We start from the raw sequence: 18,601 nt of genomic DNA, 5'->3' as shown, positions 1-18,601 counted from the left end.
CAGGCGCTATTCGTCGCCCGGCACGCCGTAAGACGGCGCGTCGGTCGGATTCAGCGCGCGGATCACATAGGCTTCGGCCTGCGGTTTGTAGACGTCCCACGCGGTGGCAATGGCGGCGATTGGACAGCCTTCTGTCCAGTCGCAGCGCAATTCAGCGTAGGGCCACGCCTGTTTGTCTACGATCAGCAGGCCAGCTGAATGCACTGGCCCAGCCTCGCCCCCCGCCGCAAGCCCGGCCTGCATCGCGACGATCAGCCGATCACCCAGCGCGCCTTGCGCTGCGATGAACGCATCGATCAGCGCCTGCGGGACGGTATCATTTGCCAACAGGTTTCCGCCCGCAGCACAATCGGTTCCCCGGGCCGAGGTCCAGATGCCCAGGGCATTGGCCCCCGAATGCACAAAGCTGTGCCCCTGGATGTCCACTGCCAAAAGCTGCCGGTAGTCCGCAAACGCCTCTTTCGCGATTGCGTCGGTCACAGCCTGTTCGGCGTCCTGGCCCTGCGATAGCAGGTCCAGCACGGCGGGGCCAAGCGCGGGATTGGTGACATTCTGGGTGGCCACCGCACCTGTGCCCGCGCGGGCAAAGGCACAGCGCGCCGCCACCGCAGGGGACGAGGATGAGATCGCAACGCCGAACTGGCCGGTCTGCGCGCAACGGGCAACGATGGAAAAGGTCATGATGGTCGCCTTAGTCCGGGATCACGAAGGTGGCGTCGATTTCCACCAGCCAGTCTGGACGTGCGAGAGCGGTAACCACCACGCCCGTCGACACCGGGTGCACGCCTTTGATATATTCGCCCATGGTGCGGTAAACCGCTTCGCGGTTCCGCACGTCGGTCAGGTACACGACGACCTTGCAAAGATGTGCCATTTCTCCGCCCGCCTCGGTGATCAACTGGCGGATGTTCTGCATCACCTTGTGGGTCTGTTCGACCGGGTCATGGCTGCCGATGTTGATCGCGGTATCAAGATCCTGCGGGCACTGGCCGCGCAGGAAAACGGTGGCGCCACGGGCCACCACCGCCTGCGCAAGGTCGTTGTCGAGGTTCTGTTCGGGATAGGTGTCGCGAGTGTTGAACGTGCGAATCCGAGTGTGTGCCACGGTGGGTTCCCCTGTCTTGTTCGGGTTCAAAGTATGCGTTCGGCCATGCCGTCATAGGCAAGATAGCCGCGTTGCTTGGTGATGTGATCGGCGAGGAATTTGGCATCGTGCCAAACCCCCCAGATAAACGACGATCCGCGTCGCGATTGCCATGGCAGGCCCAGGAAATAGACACCCGGTTCGCTCGACACGCCACGACGGTGGGCAGGGCGCCCAGTGTTGTCGAAGGCGTCCACATTGATCCAACTGTAATCCTGTTCGAACCCGGTGGCCCAGAGAATCGTGGTGATCCCGGACCTGCCCAGATCCAGTGATTGGATCGGGTTTGTGACACAGTCGGGCATCGGTCCCAAATGACGGGCTTGCGGTTCTTCGGGAAGGCTCAGCCGGTTGCGGGTGACAAAGCCATCGGCAGCATCCAGAAGCGACAGCAGGTTGGCATCGCCACCTTCGATGTTGCGCGAAAGGTCATCGGCAAAGTGCAGTTGACCGCCATCAAACCGGTCGGTCCGGCCAAGCAGGGTCATACCGCCCGCGGCCAGGTTGCGCAGATCGACGGTTTCGCCGCCGTCCGCACCGGACACCGCGATGGTGGTGTGTTCGACACCCGGGGAGCTTTCCATGTCCCACAGGTTCAGGACCCCCAACCACCAGACGAAATCCCGCCCGCGATAGCGCCGTGGCGGGCGATCGTGCGGGCCGACCGAAAGATAGACCTTGCGCCCGGCCTTTTGCAGTTCCGCTGCGATCTGAACGCCGGACGAGCCGGCCCCGACGACCAGAACGGCCCCGTCTGGAAGCTGCTCGGGGTTGCGGTAATCGGCCGAATGCAGCTGCGTCAGGCCCACGGTTTCGGGCACGATCTGCGGATAGACCGGTTTCTGAAATGGCCCGGTGGCCACCACGACATACTTCGCCAGTAGCTCGCCCATGTTGCTTTTCGCGACGAAACCACCGCCGTCGTTGCGCCAAAGGCCCGTCACTTCGACACCGGTACGGATCGGGGCGCCGATCATGTCGGCATAGTCGACAAGATAGTCGGTCACGCCGTCTTTCGGCACAAAGGCGTCGGGGCTGTACCCTTTGAAGGTCATGTTGGGAAATCGGTCATGCCACGCTGGCCCGTTTGCCACCAGCGAATCCCAGCGTTGCGTGCGCCAACGTTCGGCGATTCTGTCCTTTTCGACAACAAGATGCGGAATGCTGCGCTTGCCCAGATGTTCGCTCATCGCGATTCCGGCCTGGCCGCCGCCGATGACCAGAACCTCTGTTTGTTCCATTGCCATGTTCCAGACCTTTCTTCCGCGTCGCCCTAAAGCCTGTCCTGCACGTCTGCGATGGTATCGCGCAGGATGGCGGTGGTGGTGTCGATCATATCTTTGTCCATCACCAGTGTCGGCGGCAAGTTCAGGATACTGCCAACGGACACGCGATCAGCCCCTGTGCCTGCACCCTACGCGCCGCCTTGCGCCCGATCCCGTCAATCAGAGTGTGGCCTTCGCGGTCAGTGACACAGGCACCTTCGGCTTCGACGAATACAGCAAGAGCGCCGTTTTGCTTGGGGGTCATTTCCAAGCGTGCAAATCCGACACAGAAGCGCCTGCGGTGCACCCCTCGGCATCTATGCTGGGTCTGCCACGCCGGGCCAACCCGAACTTGACGGTCTGAAGCTCGGTCATCTGCGGAAAAGACGCATACTGCTGGATACGGTGCGCACCGGTCGTTCGCGCGATTGCTTTCGGACTGATCAGCGGCGGCGGATTTCCAGATTGGCCCGCAGCCCCTTGCCGCCGCGTTCGAAATACAGCCGTCCACCGTGTTGTTCGGCCACCGTTGCCGCGATCGTCAGGCCAAGGCCAAATCCGTTGATCTGATCCTTGCCCGGGCCGCGCTTGAACGGGGCAATCATGTCTTCGATCTCTTCGACGGAGATGCCTGATCCGTCGTCTTCAACGGTGATGATGGCGTGGTCCGCATTGGCCCGCAATTCCACCGTCGCGCGGCGGCCGTATTTCAAGGCGTTGTCGACAAGGTTCGAAAGTGCCCGCTGAAGCGATACGGGCCGCGCGGTGACCAGGATGCGCTGCGCGTCAGACAGGCTGCCGTGCCCGGGCTTCGTACTGAAGATCGACGGACCCGTCGCGGTACGCAACGGGCCGTGGCGGCGATAACTGACCGGCTGACCCAGATCGGCATAGTCGTCGACCAGCGCCTCGACCAATGACGCCAGCGACAACGACCGCGGGTCTTCGCTGTTCAGTTCGGAACGGGTGTAAGTCAGCACGCTTTCAATCATGCCGGTCATCGCGTCGATGTCGGTTTCGAACTTGGCCCGCAGGTCCGGGTCTGAAATCAGCGCGGTGCGCAGCCGCAGGCGCGTTGCAGGTGTGCCAAGGTCATGGCTCACCCCGGACAGGACGATCGCCCGTTTCGAAAGCTGATCGCGTTCGCGCTCAAGATAGTCGTTGACCGAAGCAACGATTTCCCTGAGCTCGGCTGGTCCCTGTGCCGGGTAACTGTCCGGTCCGCCAAGTCGGTCACGCCCCCGCAACGCCCGGGCAAAACGCTCGAAGTGCGCGGCACTGTCGGCCATCAGGGTGCCCAGAACCGCCAGCGAAAGGACGCCCAGCAAAACCGCCAGCAGGCGCAAATCGCGCGGCGCGGCATCGCAGCCCCAAACCGCTTGCCCGTCGATACGCTGCCATCTGCCGTCGCCCAGGCGGGCGAACAGCACCGGGTCGCCGCAATAGGTGGCCAGCAGGCGCGTCACCTCGCCCAGCTTCTGCGCCGGTTTCTGTGCTTCGTCCGATACCAGTTCAGACACCGGATAGCGCAGCGTGTCCGACACGATGGCAAGGCTCAGCCCTGCACCGCTGAGCGGGTCGGGATGCCCCAGCTGCAACGACATGTTGGTCAGGTAACCCGGGGTGGGCAGTCTCGGCAACCGCGTAAAACTCCCTGCATCGGCCAGCGCCGATTGTTCGGCGGACATCGGCGTGACGATCACGCTCTGCGGCGCCGGCTGATCGTATACCAGCGTTTCGAACAGCGAAAACCCGGTTACATAGGCGCGCGTCAGGTGCAGTTGCCAGTTGCGGTCGGACGCCACCCAAAGCCACGCGGCCACCCCCCCGCACACAAAGGCGACCAAGAGCAGTCCCAAACCAAGCGTACGAAGGCGCAATGGTTGGCTCATGCGCTTTGGTCCACGGTCACGTCCGTGGCAAAGACATAGCCCACCCCGCGTTCGGTGCGCAGCATCCTGGGCTCTTTTGGATCAGCCTCGATCTTGCTGCGCAACCGGCCCACCGCCACATCGATGGCACGCCCCGATCCGTCCTGCCCCTGCGCATCGCCGGTCACGTCCAGCGCGGCGGCAATCTCCTCACGCGTGAGGGGGATGTGCGGGTTGGCCAGGAACACCTTCAGAATACCGGTTTCGCGCCGCGAAAGCGTGACCTGAAACCCCTCGGGCGATCGCACTTCGTCACGTTTGGAATCATAGGTCCAGCCGTCGAAGCGAAACACCGACGTGCTGCGCCGATAGATCAGCGACGACGACCGTTTGGCCCGTTGCAGTACGGCCCTGACGCGCGCCAGCAGCAAGTCGGGGTTGAACGGCTTGGCGACATAGTCGTCTGCCCCCACCTCGTACCCTGCCATGCGCTGATGATCCGCGGACAAGGCCGACACAAGGATGATCGGCACGTCCTGTTCGGCCCGCAGACGGGCGCAAATCTGCACACCGTTTTCATCGCCCAGCATTACGTCCAGCAAGATCAGATCGACCCGACCGTTGGCCAGATGATCGCGCACACCCGCTTCGCTGTCGCAGGGAAGGGCGATGAATCCGTTCTGGCGCAGGAATTGCGTCAGCATATTGCGCGTTTCCGCATCGTCATCGACCACCAGCAGGCGCGGAATCGTCATCTGTTTTCATCTCCTCCTGCACGGCTCTCCTCTGCCGCCGTTCCCTTGTTTGTAACAGCGCGCAACAAATTCAAACCCTTCGTAACAGCACGTAACAGATCTGGGAAAATTCGTACGTCCAAGGACCTGATCCGAAAGTTTTCATATTGCCCGGAATATGGGCAATACCGCAGCATCCGGTCAGAGCCGCCAAATGGGGCGGCCAAAGGGAGGAAAATCTGATGAAAAGAACCGCTTTCGCGGCCGTTTCGGCTGTTGCATTGTCCTTTGCCGCTCCGGCGTTCGCCGAGCCGCAGGCCGAAGTCCTGCATTGGTGGACCTCGGGCGGCGAGGCCAAGTCCGTCGCCGTTCTCAAGGATGAATTCGCAGCCAACGGCGGCACGTGGACTGACATGCCCGTCGCGGGCGGCGGCGGTGATGCCGCAATGACCGCGCTGCGGGCCCGCGTGCTGTCCGGCAACGCACCGACCGCCGTTCAGCTGAAAGGCCCGGCAATCCAGGAATGGTACGAAGAAGGTGTTCTGGCCGACATTTCGTCCGTGGCAGAGGCTGAAGGCTGGGCCAATGTGCTGCCCGCGTCGATCGCCAACCACATGAAGTGCGAGGGCCACTGGTGCGCCGCACCGGTCAACGTTCACCGCGTCGACTGGATCTGGGCGAACGCTGACGTCCTGGCCGCCAACGGCATCGAAATGCCGACCAGCTGGGACGAATTCAACGCCGCAGCCGACAAGCTGAAGGCCGCCGGCATCACCCCGCTGGCCCACGGCGGCCAGGCCTGGCAGGACGCAACCGTGTTCGAAGCCGTGGCGCTGGGCATCCTTGGTCCGGACGGGTTCCGCAAGGCGTTCGTCGAACTGGATACCGATACCCTGACCTCTGACAAGATGGTCGCGGTGTTTGACCAGATGCGCAAGATGCGTGGCTATGTCGATGACAACTTCTCGGGCCGCGACTGGAACCTGGCAACCGCCATGGTGATGAATGGCGAAGCAGCGTTCCAGATCATGGGTGACTGGGCCAAGGGCGAATTCCTGGCAGCGGGCAAGACCCCGGGCAAGGATTTCCTGTGCGCTTCGGTGCCGGGTGACGGGTTCCTGTACAACGTTGACAGCTTTGCCATGTTCGACGTGGGCGGCGGCGACAAGCAGGCCGGTCAGCAACTGCTGGCCAAGCTGATCGTCGGCAAGAACTTCCAGAAGGTGTTCAACCTGAACAAGGGCTCGATCCCCGCACGCACCGACGTGTCGCTGGATGAGTTCGACATGTGCGCGCACCTGTCGGCCAAGGACATGACCGAAAGCTCGGCCAATGGCTCGCTGCTGCCCAGCTATGCTCACGGCATGGCGCTGCGTGGTGCACAGGCCGGTGCGATCACCGACGTCGTGACCGCGCATTTCAACTCCGACATGTCGTCGGCGGACGCGGTCAAGATGCTGGCCGACGCTGTCGCCAACTCGATGTAAGCCTACCTCCCCGCCCTGTGCCGGCACCTGCCGGCGCGGGGCACCTTTCAAAGGGCCGATCCAATGACCGAATGGTTGGAACGACACATCCCCAAGATGGTACTGGCCCCGTCCTTTCTGGCCGTGCTCATCTTTGTCTACGGCTTCATCGCCTGGACTGCCTGGGTCTCGCTGACCCGCTCGAAACTGCTTCCGAAATACGACATCGACGGGTTCATCCAGTATGAACGCCTGTTCGCGTCGCCGCGCTGGGACACGGCGCTGACCAACCTGTTAATCTTCGGCACGCTGTTCATCGTGATCGCGATGGTGCTGGGCCTGCTTCTGGCGATCATGCTGGACCAGAAGATCCGCACCGAAGGCGTGCTGCGCACGATCTATCTTTACCCGATGGCGCTGTCGATGATCGTCACCGGTACTGCCTGGAAATGGATCATGAACCCCGGTCTGGGGATCGAGAACATGGTTCGCGGCTGGGGTTTCGAGACGTTCAGCTTCGACTGGGTCATCAACCCCGACATGGCGATCTATGCCGTGGTCATCGCCGGTGTCTGGCAGGCCTCGGGCTTTGTCATGGCGCTGTTCCTGGCCGGGCTGCGGTCCGTCGACGGAGAGATCATCAAGGCCGCGCAGGTTGATGGCATCCCAAACTGGCGCATCTATTCGGCGATCATCATCCCGTCGATGGCCCCGATCTTCTTGTCGGCCTTCATCGTGCTGGCCCACCTTGCGATCAAAAGCTTCGACCTTGTCATCGCGCTGACCGGCGGCGGCCCCGGCTATGCCACCGATCTGCCTGCAACCTACATGTACGCCATGGCGTTTTCGCGCGGCGACATCGGGCAGGCGGCAAGTTCGGCCATGGTCATGATGGCGGTCGTGTTCGCGATCATCGTCCCCTACCTGTATTCCGAACTGAGGGTGAAAAATGACTGATATGTCCTACACCCCGTCGCAAGGCCGGCCCTGGACGCGCATCGCGTTGCGCTGGCTGCTGTTCATCCTGCTGGGCCTGTTCGCGCTGTTCTACCTGATGCCGCTGTTCGTGATGGTCACGACTTCGCTCAAAAGCCTGGAAGAAATCCGCACCGGCTCGCTTGTCGCCTTCCCGCGCGAAGTCACCTTCGACGCCTGGCGCACGGCCTGGTCTGGCGCCTGTACCGGTATCCAATGCGAAGGTTTGCGGCCGTATTTCTGGAACTCGGTGATCCTGGCGATCCCGGCGGTTCTAATCTCGACCATGCTGGGCGCGGTCAACGGCTATGTTGTGGCGCAATGGAAATTCCGCGGTGCAAACCTGATCTTCTCGCTCATGCTGTTCGGCTGCTTCATCCCGTTCCAGGTGGTGCTGCTGCCCATGGCGCGGATGTTGGGGCTGATGGGCATTGCGGGCACGATTCCCGGTCTGATCTTCGTCCACGTCATCTATGGCATCGGGTTCACCACGCTGTTCTTCCGCAACTACTATGTCACCATCCCGGTGGAATTGGTGAAGGCGGCCAAGGTCGATGGCGCAGGGTTCTTCCGGATCTTCTGGTCGATCTTCCTGCCGCTGTCGCTGCCCATCGTCGTGGTCACGGTCATCTGGCAGTTCACCCAGATCTGGAACGACTTCTTGTTCGGGGTCAGCTTCAGCCAGGCGGGGACACAGCCGGTGACCGTGGCGCTGAACAACATCGTCAATTCGACAACCGGTGTGAAGGAATACAACGTCGACATGGCTGCCGCGATCATCGCCGCGCTGCCCACGCTTCTTGTCTACGTTGTCGCTGGCAAATATTTCATCCGCGGTCTGACCGCGGGGTCCGTGAAAGGGTAACTGACATGGCTCCGATCCTGGATATCAAGAACCTCTACAAGAACTACGGCACGACCGAGATCCTGAAGGATATCAACGTCGCCATCGAACCGGGGGATTTCCTGGTGCTTGTCGGCCCCTCGGGCTGCGGCAAGTCCACGCTGCTGAACTGCATCGCCGGGCTTGAACCGATCAGCGGCGGCACGATCCATATCGGCGGGCGCGACATGACCCACGTCAGCCCCAAGGACCGCGACATCGCGATGGTGTTCCAGTCCTACGCGCTTTACCCGACGATGACGGTTGCCAAGAACATCACCTTCGGCATGAAGGTGCGCGGCGTCGATGCGGCGACGCAGGACCGCAAGCTGCACGAGGTCGCCAAGCAGTTGCAGATCGAACCGTTGCTGAACCGGCGTCCCGGTCAGCTTTCGGGCGGTCAGCGTCAGCGCGTCGCGATGGGCCGGGCGCTGGTGCGCGATCCCAAGCTGTTCCTGTTCGATGAACCGCTGTCCAACCTCGACGCTAAGCTTCGGGTCGAGATGCGGATGGAAATCAAGAACCTGCACCAGAACCTTGGGGCCACCATGGTCTATGTCACCCATGACCAGATCGAGGCGATGACCCTTGCCACCAAGATCGTTGTCATGAAGGGCGGCGTGGTGCAGCAGATCGGAACGCCGGCCGAGATCTACAACACCCCGTCGAACCTGTTCGTGGCCGATTTCATGGGCAGCCCGGCGATGAACCTGATCCCGGCCAAGGCCCGTGTCGGCAGCGATGGTGCGCGAATCGAAATCGCCCGCGACGGTGCTGAACCGATCATTCTGACCGATCACAAGGCCCGCGACCTGCCGCAAGACGTGATCCTTGGCTTGCGGCCAGAAGACATCGCCGAGGCCGGCTTCCGCGCCGGTGAAGACGTGCAAGAGGCACAGTGCCGGGTGGACATGGTCGAACCCGCCGGGGCGGACACCTACGTGGTGTCGACCATGGGCGGCAAGCAGATCACCGCGCGGCTGCACGCGGAAACCCGCGCCCAGCCGGGCGAGATGCTGGATCTCGCCTTTGATCTTGCAAAGGTCTCTTATTTCGCTCCGAACAGCGGCGAGCGGCTGAATTGATCTGTCTGCCATCTTTGCCATGAAAAAGGGCCGGGGATTTCCCCGGCCCTTTGCCGTTCCGGTGGTGGTGCATCAGTCCTTACGGGACACGTCACGCAGGTGACATTCCGCCAGCCGTCGCGCCGTTCGCGCAAAGCTGGGGTCGCGGGTGTGCTGCGCGGCGACGATGGCGCCGTCGATCAGCACCACGAATGTGCGTGTGGTTTCCTTGGGGTCGGGCAGGCCTTGCTCGATTGCCTGCGCGGTCAGCCAGGTGATCAGATGCGACTTGTGCTTTTCCGCTGCCTTCCGAACAGCGCCGTTGCTGCTTTCGAATTCTGCCACGGCGTTGATGAACGGGCAGCCGTAAAAGCCCGGATCGCTGAACCAGTCTTGCAGAACGCCGAACACAGCCAGCATACGCTCGTTTGCCGGGGCCTGAACCTTGGCCAGCCTGCCAAAGAACCACGCTCGCCAGGTTTCACCCTCGGCGTCCAGCACCGCCTCGATCAACTGCTGCTTGGACGGGAAGTGTTTATAGAGCGTTGCCTTTGCCGTGTTGGCAGCATCGATCACGGTGTCGATGCCCGTTGCGGCAAAGCCTTGTCGACAGAACAGCGTGGACGCCGCCACAAGTATTCGGTCACGTGCATTGTGTGGTTCCAGGTGTGCCATGCTCCAGGCGCTTGCAGCGCCTGCGACAGGACAGCATTTCGGTTCGTCTAGCATAAGCGAACATTTCCTCATTCTCCTGCGTGACATTGGCAAGAACGTTCCGGCTCTGCAAGAAAAGAAAACCGATCTGTCTACCTTTTCTTCCGCCCGAAGGATTCGGTTCTTTTTCGCAACCACTGGGCCCAAAGGGGCTCAATTTCCAGCGGAGACCCGCTAAAATCGCTGAAATGTGGGGCATTCGAAGTTTTTTCTAAACTTTCTGTCCGGGCCGGGGGCCTGATCCTTGACCGAAATGGGGTGTTTGCCCCCTCATGAGAACAGGAAAAACAGACAGACCTGTCTTTTCACTATAGGAGAATGAAACCCGATGTTTGCACGCCTTACCAGTGCTCTGCCCAGCCCGATGCCCTTCGCAAGCCGTGCGACCACGTCTGGGGAGTCGAAGGCCAGGGCCACCGGGTCCGGCGCGCACCTTGCCGTCATGGGGCTGAGCCATGCCTACAAGAAAAGCGATGGCCTGGTTCTGAAGGACATCAACTTCGAGGTTCGCCCCGGCGAGGTCATGGCGCTGCTTGGCCGGTCTGGCTGCGGCAAGTCCACCCTGCTGCACATGCTGGCCGGGCTGACCGTGCCCAGTCAGGGCGAAGTCGTGATCAACGGCAACACCGTAAAGGGCCCGTCGTCGAAATGGGTGATGATGTTCCAGGCGCCGTCGCTTTATCCGTGGATGACCGTGGCGCAGAACGCAGCCCTGGGGCTGCGGTTCACCCGCCGGACCTTTGAAATCGCCACCCGCGTGCCGGAAGTGCTGGAGCTGGTCGAGCTGGGGGCCTTTGCCGATCGCAACGCCCAGGACCTTTCGGGCGGGCAACAACAGCGCGTGGCGCTGGCCCGGTCGCTGGCGACCAAGCCGGAGCTGCTGCTGCTGGACGAGCCCTTTTCGGCACTCGACGCCTTTACCCGTCGCGCGTTGCAGCGTGACGTGCGTGCCATCGCCCGCGATCTGGGCCTGACCATGGTGATCGTCACCCACGACGTGTCAGAGGCCGTTCTGATGGCCGACCGCGTGCTGGTGCTGGACGCCAACCCCGGCCGCATCGCCGAGGACACGATGGTGATGCTGAGCGACGAACAGCGCCAGGGCGGGTCCGACGAGTTCAAGGAAGAACACGCCCGCCTGATGCGGATCTACACCGAAGTCGCCCATGGCGACGTCGAAGAAGACAACACCATCGAACACAGTTTCTGACAGCGAGGACAGGATGACCGATTGCAAGAAAAACCATTCCCACGACCTGCACGGCGCGTGCTGCGGCCATGACGGGATCGACAAGGGACGGCGGATGACGCTCGATATGCTCGCTGGCGGTGGCCTTGCCGCGCTGATGGGCTCGCTCGCCGGCGGTTTCCCGATGCCCGCGATGGCACAAGATGACGAGGTCGTCCGCATCGGCTATCTGCCGATCACCGACGCGACACCGCTGCTGGTCGCCCATGCCAAGGGCTATTTCGCAGACGAAGGGCTGGAGGCCGAGCGCCCGACCCTGATCCGAGGCTGGTCGCCGCTGATCGAGGCCTTTGTCGCGGGCAAGTTCAACCTTGTGCACTTCCTCAAGCCGATCCCGGTCTGGATGCGCTACAACAACGACTTTCCGGTCAAGGTCATGGCCTGGGCGCATACCAACGGTTCGGCCCTTGTGGTTGGGCGTCATACCGACGTGACCGATTTCGCCGGTCTGGGCGGCAAGCAGGTCGCGGTGCCGTTCTGGTACTCGATGCACAACATCGTGCTGCAATACGCGCTGCGCGCCAACGGGCTGAAACCGGTGATCAAATCACAGGGCGAACCGCTGGCCAATGACGAGGTCAACCTTCAGGTTCTGCCGCCGCCGGAAATGCCGCCGGCGCTGGCCGCGAAGAAGATCGACGCCTACATCGTCGCGGAACCTTTCAACGCGCTGGGCGAGTTGAAGGCCGGTGCCCGGATGCTGCGCTTTACCGGTGACATCTGGAAAAACCACCCCTGTTGCGTCGTTTGCATGAACGAACAGGTCACCACGGCCAAGCCCGAGTGGACCCAGAAGGTGATGAACGCCGTTGTCCGTGCCAGTGTCTATGCCAGCCAGAACAAGGAAGAGGTGGCGCAGCTGCTGTCGAAGGATGGCGAGGGCTACCTGCCGGCCCCGGCGGCGGTGGTGAAGCGTGCGATGACGCTTTATGCCGACCACCAGGACTACATCGACACCGGCGCCATCGTGAACGAAGGCGAATATCACAACGGTCGGATCGACTTTCAGCCGTGGCCCTATCCGTCTGCAACCAAGTTGATCGTGGAAGAGATGAACAAGACCGTGGTGTCGGGCGATGCCACCTTCCTGTCAAAACTCGACCCGGACTTCGTGACCAACGACCTCGTCGATTACACCTTCGTGAAGAACGCGCTGGCCAAATACCCCGAGTGGCAGAACGACCCGTCTGTCGCCAGCGGCGGCGATCCCTTCACCCGTGAAGAGGTACTCAAGCTGTGACCTCGATCCCGGACACCCAAGGTTTCAAACTGACGTTGCCGAAGCTTGGCCGCCTGCGTGGCCATGCCTTCGGGCTGCTGGGCATCGCCATGTTGCTGGGCCTTTGGTGGCTGGGTGGCTGGGCCGTTGCGAACAACGACGACCTGTTCGCCTTTGCCGATTTCGCCCCAGCGCCAACTTTGGCGGCCCTTTGGGACATCCTGCGAACAGGCGAGGTGTTTTCCATGTCCGGCCCGTCGCTGTATCGCGTCGGGGCGGGTCTGGGGATCGCAGCCGCGTTGGGGGTGCCGGTTGGCATCGCCATCGGCCGTATCCCCTGGCTGCGGGAATTGACCAATGTGCCGTTTCAGTTCCTGCGGATGATTTCCCCGCTGTCGTGGATGCCCATCGCGGTGATGGTCTATGACACCTGGGACGGGGCGATTGTCTTCCTGATCGGGGTGGCCGCGATCTGGCCGATCCTGTTCTCGACCGCTGCAGGGGTGCGCCGCATCGACCCCAGCTGGCTGAAGGTGGCCCGCAATCTTGGTGCCAACCCGTTCCACATGCTGTTCGTCGTCATCCTGCCGGCCATCGCTGTTGATGTCCTGACGGGTATCCGGCTGGCGCTGGGTGTGGCCTGGGTGGTGCTGGTCCCTGCTGAATACCTCGGCGTCACCTCGGGGCTTGGCTACGCCATCAACGATGCCCGCGACACGCTGGACTATGCCCGGCTGGGTGCCGTGGTCGTGGTGATCGGCCTGATCGGCTTCACCCTCGATTGGCTCTGCATGCAGGCCATCAAGAAATTCAACTGGGTGCGCGACACCGCGCACTGACCTGATCCAGACAAACCAGAGGAGTATACCCAATGTCTGAACCTGCAACCGCCCTGACTGGCTGCCTTGCTGGCCTGGAACCCATCGACAAGACCGGGCTGAATGCCCTGATCGAAAAGGGCAAGGAAAACCCCCAGGCGATCAAGACACTGTCGTGCAAGACCGTCGCCGAAGGTCGCTTCCGCCACCTGAACTATATCCGCAACCTCGAACCCTACATCGTGGACGAGCCACCCGCGCTGCTGGGTGACGACACCGCCCCGAACCCGTCCGAGGCGTCGCTGGCCGCCTTGGGGTCCTGTGTGGCCGTCGGTCTGCACGCAAATGCCGTTGCCCGTGGCATCACGGTTCAAAAGCTGGAACTGGCACTGGAAGGTGATTTGAACATCACCGCCGTATGGGGCACCGGCGATACGTCCGAAAAACCGGTCGGCTTCACTGATGTGCGCATCAAGGTCGATATGGAAGCCGACTGTCCGAAGGAAGAAATCGACGCCCTGATCGCCCACGTGATCCAGTGGTCGCCGGTGTTCAACACCTTCTCGCGCCCGGTCAACATGGTCGCTGAAAGCGTCTGATCCAAGCCTTCAGGCCGCGCCCGGAACGCGCGCGGGCGCGGCCTGCTCTCCCACCTATGACGAGGAATCCCGAGATGAACGTGGCAACGTCCCTCACCGCTTATGACTTTGATGAAATCGACCGAATTTCCCGCGAGGATCTGGCCTCGATCGTCATCAAGATCGACGAAGAGCGGATCTACCCCGAAGATATCATGCGCGCGTATGGCAAGGCCGGCGCCTACAGCACCCATGGCGGGGGCATCGACGGCAATGTCGATCTGACCGATGCGATCCTTGCGATGGCGCGGGCATCCGAGGAATGCCTGTCGACCGGCTTTTGCGTGTGGTGCCAGGACACGCTGGCCTGGTACATCGCGTCCTCGGACAGCGACGTACTGAAGGCCGAAGTCCTGCCGAAAGTCCTGAAGGGCGACGCTCTGGGCGGTACTGGCATGTCGAACCCGATGAAGGCGATGGGCCAGATCGAACCGATGCGCCTGAAAGGCGTGCGGGTCGATGGCGGTTACAAGGTCAAGGGCATGTTGCCCTGGGTCTCGAACCTGGTCGAAGACGGCTATTTCGGCTCCATGTTCCACGTCGACGTGGAGGGCGAAGACGCGCCCAAACGCGTCATGGCGATTTTCCACGCCGCCTGGGACGGTATCAAGCTGAAGCTTGACCACGAATTTGTCGCCATGGGCGGCACCGCCACCTGCAACGTGCAATGCCGTGACGTGTTCGTTCCCGACGCCTATGTGCTGGGGGACCCAGCGGGCGATTTCATCCAGCGCATCCGCCCCGGATTTACCCTGCTGCAATGCGGGATGGCCGCAGGCATCGTGAAAAACTGCATCGAACTGATCGAACAGGTCGAAGCGCCGCTGGGTCACGTCAACAAGTACCTTGAAGTGCAGGCCAGCGATTTGCGCGCGGAATATGACGCACTGGTGACAGACGTTCTGGAAATGGCCAAGACGCCCTATGACCTGTCCGACGCCTTCTATCTGCGGGTGCTCAAGGCCCGTCTGGCGGGCGGAGAGCTGTCAATGAAGGCTGCGCACTGGGCGCAGCTGCACATGGGCGCACGCGGCTATGTCACCCGCGGGGCCGCGCAGCGCCGCCTGCGCGAGGCCTATTTCGTCGGCATCGTGACCCCGGCAACGAAACATCTTCGGATGCTGATCGACCAGATGGAAACGGCCTGACGGCCGTTTCCCAGACCCGAAGCCCTTTTCCCAACAGGCCTAGCGGACGGGTGCATAGCGCGCCCGCCGTCCCTGCCTTGCCATGTCAATAACGGAGAACCCAGACATGACCACCCGTGCTGAACTGACCGAAAAGATCATCGCTCACAAGACCTTCAACGATATCAAATGGGCTGATGTGGCCGCCGCCGTGGGCCAGTCCAAGGAATGGGTCACCGCCGCGCTGATGGGCCAGATTTCCCTCTCGAAAGACCAGATCGAAAAGGCTGGCAACGCGCTCAAGCTGAACTTCTCGGACGAAGAAACCGCGCTGCTGATGACCGTGCCCTATCGCGGCTCGCTGCCGACCGCCGTGCCCACCGATCCGCTGATCTATCGCCTGTACGAAGTGGTGAACGTCTATGGCACCACGATGAAGGCCCTGATCGAAGAGGAATTCGGCGACGGCATCATGTCGGCCATCGACTTCACGATGGACATCTCTCGCGAGGCGAACCCGGCGGGCGACCGCGTAAAGATCGTGCTCGACGGCAAGTTCCTGCCGTACAAGATGTATTGATCCTGGTCCGGCGGACGCCACTGGTCGTGCGCCGGTCCCGTCAAGGAAGGTTCTGACATGTCCCATATCGTCGTGATCGGCGCAGGCCAGGCCGGGTCTGCGCTGGCGGTCAAGCTGCGCGCGCTGGGGTTTGACGGCAAGCTGTCGCTATACGGGGCAGAGCCGGTTGCCCCCTACCAACGTCCGCCCCTGTCCAAGAAATACATGCTGGGAGAGTTGCAACTGGACCGTCTGTTCCTGCGGCCCGAAAGCTTCTATGCCGATCAGGGGATCGAGTTGATCACCGGTACGCAGGTGACAGCGCTCGACCCGGGAGATCGTACAGTTTTCCTGTCGAACGGTACGAAGGTGCAGGCGGATCAGATCGCCCTGACCACCGGGGCCGAACCAATCCGACTGCCCGCAGCGATGGGAGGTGACCTGCCGGGGGTCTATACAATGCGGTCGCTTGCCGATGCCGATGCGATGGCGCAGGAATTTGACCTCGGCCGCCGGGTGCTGATCGTCGGTGGCGGCTATGTCGGGCTGGAGGCGGCGGCGGTTGCCGCCAAGCGCGGGCTGGTCGTGACGCTGGTGGAAATGGCGCCGCGTATCCTGGCCCGTGTTGCCGCAACGGAAACCGCCGCCTGGATCAAGGCGATGCACGCCGGCCATGGTGTCGATATCCGGGAAGGCTGCGGCTTGAAGGTGCTGAAGCAATCGGGCGGTGCCTTGAACGCAACCCTTTCGGACGGTACCGATCTGTCCATCGATTTCGTCATCTGCGGGATCGGGGTGCGCCCGTCGGTGGCCCTGGCCGACGCCGCCGGACTCGAGATCGACAACGGCATCAAGGTCGACGCCCTGGGCCGGACCAGCCATGCGGGCATCTTCGCCGCCGGGGATTGCGCATCCTTTCCCTGGAAAGGGCAGCGCATCCGGTTGGAAAGCGTGCCCAATGCGATTGATCAGGCAGAGGCGACAGCGGCCACCATGCTGGGCGGCGATCAGCCCTATGTCGCGCAACCTTGGTTCTGGTCGGACCAATATGACACCAAGTTGCAGATCGCCGGGCTGAACACAGGTTATGACCGCGTCATCGTGCGGCCTGGTGACAAGCCGGGATCACAAAGCCACTGGTATTTCCGTGGACCCGATCTGCTGGCGGTGGACGCGATGAACGACCCCCGCGCCTACATGACCGGTAAACGCTTGATCGAGGCCGGGCAATCGCCTTTGGCCGCGGCATTGGCCGATCCGGCCGTGACGCTGAGATCCCTACCCCTTGCGGCGCAAAAAGCCGCCTGATGAAAGACATATGATGATCAAGCTAAGCTTTGTAACGTCTGACGGACAGGAAATCACCACCACGGCCCGCGCCGGCATTTCCCTGATGGAGGCCGCGCGTGCCGCCAACATACCGGGCATTCTGGCCGAATGCGGCGGCGCATGCAGTTGTTCGACCTGTCACGTCTACGTCGACCGCGACTGGATCGGAAAGCTTCCAGGCAAGGCAGAGGACGAAGCCGACCTGCTGGATTTCGCCTTTGAGCCAGACGAGGAAACCTCTCGCCTGTCGTGTCAGGTGACTTTGACCCCGGAACTGGACGGGATGCGCGTGATGGTGCCCGAAAGGCAGGGATGATCGGCAAAAGGTGTTTTGACCACGACATGTGAAACAGGCCCGCCGAACCGACGGGCCTGTTGAATTTGTCTTGGATCATGCGCCGGAAATGGCCGGCCCGGCTAGGTTGAACTTCACAAGATGAAGTCCATCGGATCAAGATCGACTGGGGAAACACCATCGATCGTAGCGATCAATACGCCATCCACCAGCATCTCGACCCCGGTACCGGCCGCGCTCCAAGTGACTACGGTTGCTCCCAGGGCCGAGAGGTCAATGATATCGGTCCCGACTTCCAGATCGGTGATCCGATCCACGCCGGACGCGCCCGTGAAGACGAAGGTATCGATACCGCTACCACCTTCCAGCGTGTCGTTTCCGGGCCCCCCGATCAAGGTGTCGTTGCCTGCCCCGCCGTTCAAAGTGTCGTTTCCAAAGGCGCCGTCCAGAACGTTGTCACCGTCATTGCCGACAATGACGTTGTTCCGACCGTTGCCGGTCCCGTTGATATTGTCGCTTCCGGTCAGGATCAGGTTCTCGGTATGCTGGCTGCTGTCGCGCAAGGAATAGCTGACCGACGCAAAGACACGGTCATACCCGCCTCCGGCATATTCGATCGTCTTGTCGTTTGAGTTGTCGACATAGTAGGTGTCATTTCCCCGACCGCCGACCATGCGTTCGATACCTTTGTCGTCCTTGAAAGTGTCGTTGCCATCGCCGCCGACAAGCGTGTCATTGCCCATGGCGCCGTTCAACAGGTTGTCGCCGCTGTTGCCATAGATATAGTTGTCACGTCCGTTGCCGGTGCCAGAGTTGTCGCTGGTGCCAAGAAGGCGCAGCACTTCGGTGTGCTGGCTGTGCTGGCGCAGAGCATAGGACGACCACGAGAAGACCTGGTCCCAGCCTTCCCGGGCATTTTCTTTTGTGACATCCGCCATGCTGTTGACATAGTAGATGTCGTTGCCAAGGCCCCCTGCCATGGTGTCGATGCCCGCACCGCCGAACATCACGTCGTTCCCGGCTTCACCGCGCATCCAGTCGTTGCCGCGTCCGCCGCGCATCAAATCGTTGCCGGCTTCGCCATCCATGGTGTCATTGCCAACGCCACCGTCCATGGTGTCATTGCCTTCGCCGCCCAGCATGAGGTCGCGGCCACCCTCACCCTTCATCCAGTCGTCGTCGAGACCACCTTCGATGGTGTCATTTCCGGCTTCACCATCCATGGTGTCCTTGCCGTCTTCACCTTTCATC

The 18,601-nt window shown here is 61.8% G+C and carries 19 protein-coding genes; 12 read left to right on the top strand and 7 right to left on the bottom strand.

Features of this window, described 5'->3' with window-relative positions; genetic code table 11:
- Positions 1-6 precede the first annotated feature (6 nt).
- The 5 genes from VK792_RS14250 to VK792_RS14230 form a co-directional block, all read right to left on the bottom strand.
- A complete protein-coding gene (locus tag VK792_RS14250; RefSeq protein ID WP_326298246.1) occupies positions 7-681 on the bottom strand; it encodes a DUF1028 domain-containing protein in 675 nt (224 codons plus the stop codon).
- Between the two features lie 10 nt (positions 682-691).
- Positions 692-1,105, bottom strand: a complete 414-nt coding sequence (locus VK792_RS14245) for a RidA family protein (RefSeq protein WP_326298244.1) — start codon at positions 1,103-1,105, stop codon at positions 692-694.
- Between the two features lie 26 nt (positions 1,106-1,131).
- A complete protein-coding gene (locus VK792_RS14240; protein ID WP_326298243.1) occupies positions 1,132-2,391 on the bottom strand; it encodes a flavin-containing monooxygenase in 1,260 nt (419 codons plus the stop codon).
- Between the two features lie 461 nt (positions 2,392-2,852).
- On the bottom strand, positions 2,853-4,301 hold the full coding sequence (locus tag VK792_RS14235; protein WP_326298242.1) for a sensor histidine kinase: 1,449 nt from the start codon (positions 4,299-4,301) through the stop codon (positions 2,853-2,855).
- Positions 4,298-5,035: a response regulator transcription factor gene (locus tag VK792_RS14230; protein ID WP_326298240.1), complete on the bottom strand. Its 738-nt coding sequence runs from the start codon at positions 5,033-5,035 to the stop codon at positions 4,298-4,300. Before VK792_RS14230 ends, VK792_RS14235 begins: the two co-directional genes overlap by 4 nt.
- Positions 5,036-5,256: 221 nt before the next feature.
- On the opposite strand from VK792_RS14230, the gene VK792_RS14225 reads away from it, so the two are divergent.
- The 4 genes from VK792_RS14225 (at position 5,257) to VK792_RS14210 (ending at position 9,423) form a co-directional block, all read left to right on the top strand.
- The gene (locus VK792_RS14225) at positions 5,257-6,501 is read left to right on the top strand and encodes an ABC transporter substrate-binding protein (protein WP_326298239.1); all 1,245 of its coding nucleotides are present in this window, start codon (positions 5,257-5,259) and stop codon (positions 6,499-6,501) included.
- Positions 6,502-6,564: 63 nt separating this feature from the next.
- Entirely contained in the window at positions 6,565-7,437 is an 873-nt protein-coding gene (locus VK792_RS14220; protein ID WP_326298237.1) for a carbohydrate ABC transporter permease, read from the top strand.
- Complete coding sequence (locus tag VK792_RS14215) at positions 7,430-8,320, top strand: carbohydrate ABC transporter permease (protein WP_326298236.1); 891 nt, start codon at positions 7,430-7,432, stop codon at positions 8,318-8,320. Before VK792_RS14220 ends, VK792_RS14215 begins: the two co-directional genes overlap by 8 nt.
- A 5-nt stretch (positions 8,321-8,325) precedes the next feature.
- Positions 8,326-9,423 (top strand): ABC transporter ATP-binding protein, encoded by a 1,098-nt coding sequence (locus VK792_RS14210; protein ID WP_326298234.1) that lies wholly within the window; start codon positions 8,326-8,328, stop codon positions 9,421-9,423.
- Positions 9,424-9,495: 72 nt separating this feature from the next.
- On the opposite strand, the gene VK792_RS14205 is transcribed toward VK792_RS14210, so the two are convergent.
- Positions 9,496-10,077: a TetR/AcrR family transcriptional regulator gene (locus VK792_RS14205; protein WP_326298233.1), complete on the bottom strand. Its 582-nt coding sequence runs from the start codon at positions 10,075-10,077 to the stop codon at positions 9,496-9,498.
- A gap of 367 nt (positions 10,078-10,444) precedes the next feature.
- On the opposite strand from VK792_RS14205, the gene VK792_RS14200 reads away from it, so the two are divergent.
- The 8 genes from VK792_RS14200 (at position 10,445) to VK792_RS14165 (ending at position 17,371) form a co-directional block, all read left to right on the top strand.
- Positions 10,445-11,326, top strand: coding sequence for an ABC transporter ATP-binding protein (locus tag VK792_RS14200; protein ID WP_326298232.1), 882 nt, complete (start codon positions 10,445-10,447; stop codon positions 11,324-11,326).
- A gap of 13 nt (positions 11,327-11,339) precedes the next feature.
- Positions 11,340-12,605, top strand: a complete 1,266-nt coding sequence (locus VK792_RS14195; protein ID WP_326298231.1) for an ABC transporter substrate-binding protein — start codon at positions 11,340-11,342, stop codon at positions 12,603-12,605.
- Entirely contained in the window at positions 12,602-13,423 is an 822-nt protein-coding gene (locus tag VK792_RS14190; protein WP_326298229.1) for an ABC transporter permease, read from the top strand. The genes VK792_RS14195 and VK792_RS14190 overlap by 4 nt, the downstream gene beginning before the upstream one ends.
- A gap of 32 nt (positions 13,424-13,455) precedes the next feature.
- Positions 13,456-14,001 (top strand): OsmC family protein, encoded by a 546-nt coding sequence (locus VK792_RS14185; protein WP_326298227.1) that lies wholly within the window; start codon positions 13,456-13,458, stop codon positions 13,999-14,001.
- Between the two features lie 74 nt (positions 14,002-14,075).
- Positions 14,076-15,188 carry an acyl-CoA dehydrogenase family protein gene (locus VK792_RS14180; RefSeq protein ID WP_326298225.1) on the top strand — a complete coding sequence of 371 codons (1,113 nt, stop codon included), beginning with the start codon at positions 14,076-14,078 and terminating at the stop codon, positions 15,186-15,188.
- A 106-nt stretch (positions 15,189-15,294) separates the two neighbouring features.
- Positions 15,295-15,747 (top strand): cyanase, encoded by a 453-nt coding sequence (gene cynS, locus VK792_RS14175; RefSeq protein ID WP_326298224.1) that lies wholly within the window; start codon positions 15,295-15,297, stop codon positions 15,745-15,747.
- A gap of 57 nt (positions 15,748-15,804) precedes the next feature.
- The gene (locus VK792_RS14170) at positions 15,805-17,034 is read left to right on the top strand and encodes an NAD(P)/FAD-dependent oxidoreductase (protein ID WP_326298223.1); all 1,230 of its coding nucleotides are present in this window, start codon (positions 15,805-15,807) and stop codon (positions 17,032-17,034) included.
- A 13-nt stretch (positions 17,035-17,047) separates the two neighbouring features.
- A complete protein-coding gene (locus tag VK792_RS14165) occupies positions 17,048-17,371 on the top strand; it encodes a 2Fe-2S iron-sulfur cluster-binding protein (RefSeq protein ID WP_326298263.1) in 324 nt (107 codons plus the stop codon).
- A 113-nt stretch (positions 17,372-17,484) separates the two neighbouring features.
- Here the strand turns inward: VK792_RS14165 and VK792_RS14160 are convergent.
- On the bottom strand, positions 17,485-18,601 hold a 1,117-nt coding region (locus VK792_RS14160; RefSeq protein WP_326298222.1), incomplete at its 5' end, for a calcium-binding protein.

Origin of the sequence: Mesobacterium hydrothermale (assembly GCF_035818635.1) — a bacterium.
In the GTDB taxonomy this organism is placed as follows: Bacteria; Pseudomonadota; Alphaproteobacteria; order Rhodobacterales; family Rhodobacteraceae; genus Mesobacterium_A; species Mesobacterium_A hydrothermale.
This window is presented reverse-complemented; position numbering and strand designations above follow the sequence as displayed.

Excerpts from the sequence above, each read along its gene's own strand:
- VK792_RS14230 (WP_326298240.1), bottom strand. The coding sequence starts at position 5,035 with ATGACGATTCCGCGCCTGCTGGTGGTCGATGACGATGCGGAAACGCGC.
- VK792_RS14225 (WP_326298239.1), top strand. The coding sequence starts at position 5,257 with ATGAAAAGAACCGCTTTCGCGGCCGTTTCGGCTGTTGCATTGTCCTTT.
- VK792_RS14180 (WP_326298225.1), top strand. The coding sequence starts at position 14,076 with ATGAACGTGGCAACGTCCCTCACCGCTTATGACTTTGATGAAATCGAC.
- VK792_RS14220 (WP_326298237.1), top strand. The coding sequence starts at position 6,565 with ATGACCGAATGGTTGGAACGACACATCCCCAAGATGGTACTGGCCCCG.
- VK792_RS14170 (WP_326298223.1), top strand. The coding sequence starts at position 15,805 with ATGTCCCATATCGTCGTGATCGGCGCAGGCCAGGCCGGGTCTGCGCTG.
- VK792_RS14210 (WP_326298234.1), top strand. The coding sequence starts at position 8,326 with ATGGCTCCGATCCTGGATATCAAGAACCTCTACAAGAACTACGGCACG.
- cynS (WP_326298224.1), top strand. The coding sequence starts at position 15,295 with ATGACCACCCGTGCTGAACTGACCGAAAAGATCATCGCTCACAAGACC.
- VK792_RS14195 (WP_326298231.1), top strand. The coding sequence starts at position 11,340 with ATGACCGATTGCAAGAAAAACCATTCCCACGACCTGCACGGCGCGTGC.
- VK792_RS14240 (WP_326298243.1), bottom strand. The coding sequence starts at position 2,391 with ATGGCAATGGAACAAACAGAGGTTCTGGTCATCGGCGGCGGCCAGGCC.
- VK792_RS14185 (WP_326298227.1), top strand. The coding sequence starts at position 13,456 with ATGTCTGAACCTGCAACCGCCCTGACTGGCTGCCTTGCTGGCCTGGAA.
- VK792_RS14235 (WP_326298242.1), bottom strand. The coding sequence starts at position 4,301 with ATGAGCCAACCATTGCGCCTTCGTACGCTTGGTTTGGGACTGCTCTTG.
- VK792_RS14205 (WP_326298233.1), bottom strand. The coding sequence starts at position 10,077 with ATGGCACACCTGGAACCACACAATGCACGTGACCGAATACTTGTGGCG.
- VK792_RS14200 (WP_326298232.1), top strand. The coding sequence starts at position 10,445 with ATGTTTGCACGCCTTACCAGTGCTCTGCCCAGCCCGATGCCCTTCGCA.
- VK792_RS14250 (WP_326298246.1), bottom strand. The coding sequence starts at position 681 with ATGACCTTTTCCATCGTTGCCCGTTGCGCGCAGACCGGCCAGTTCGGC.
- VK792_RS14165 (WP_326298263.1), top strand. The coding sequence starts at position 17,048 with ATGATCAAGCTAAGCTTTGTAACGTCTGACGGACAGGAAATCACCACC.
- VK792_RS14215 (WP_326298236.1), top strand. The coding sequence starts at position 7,430 with ATGACTGATATGTCCTACACCCCGTCGCAAGGCCGGCCCTGGACGCGC.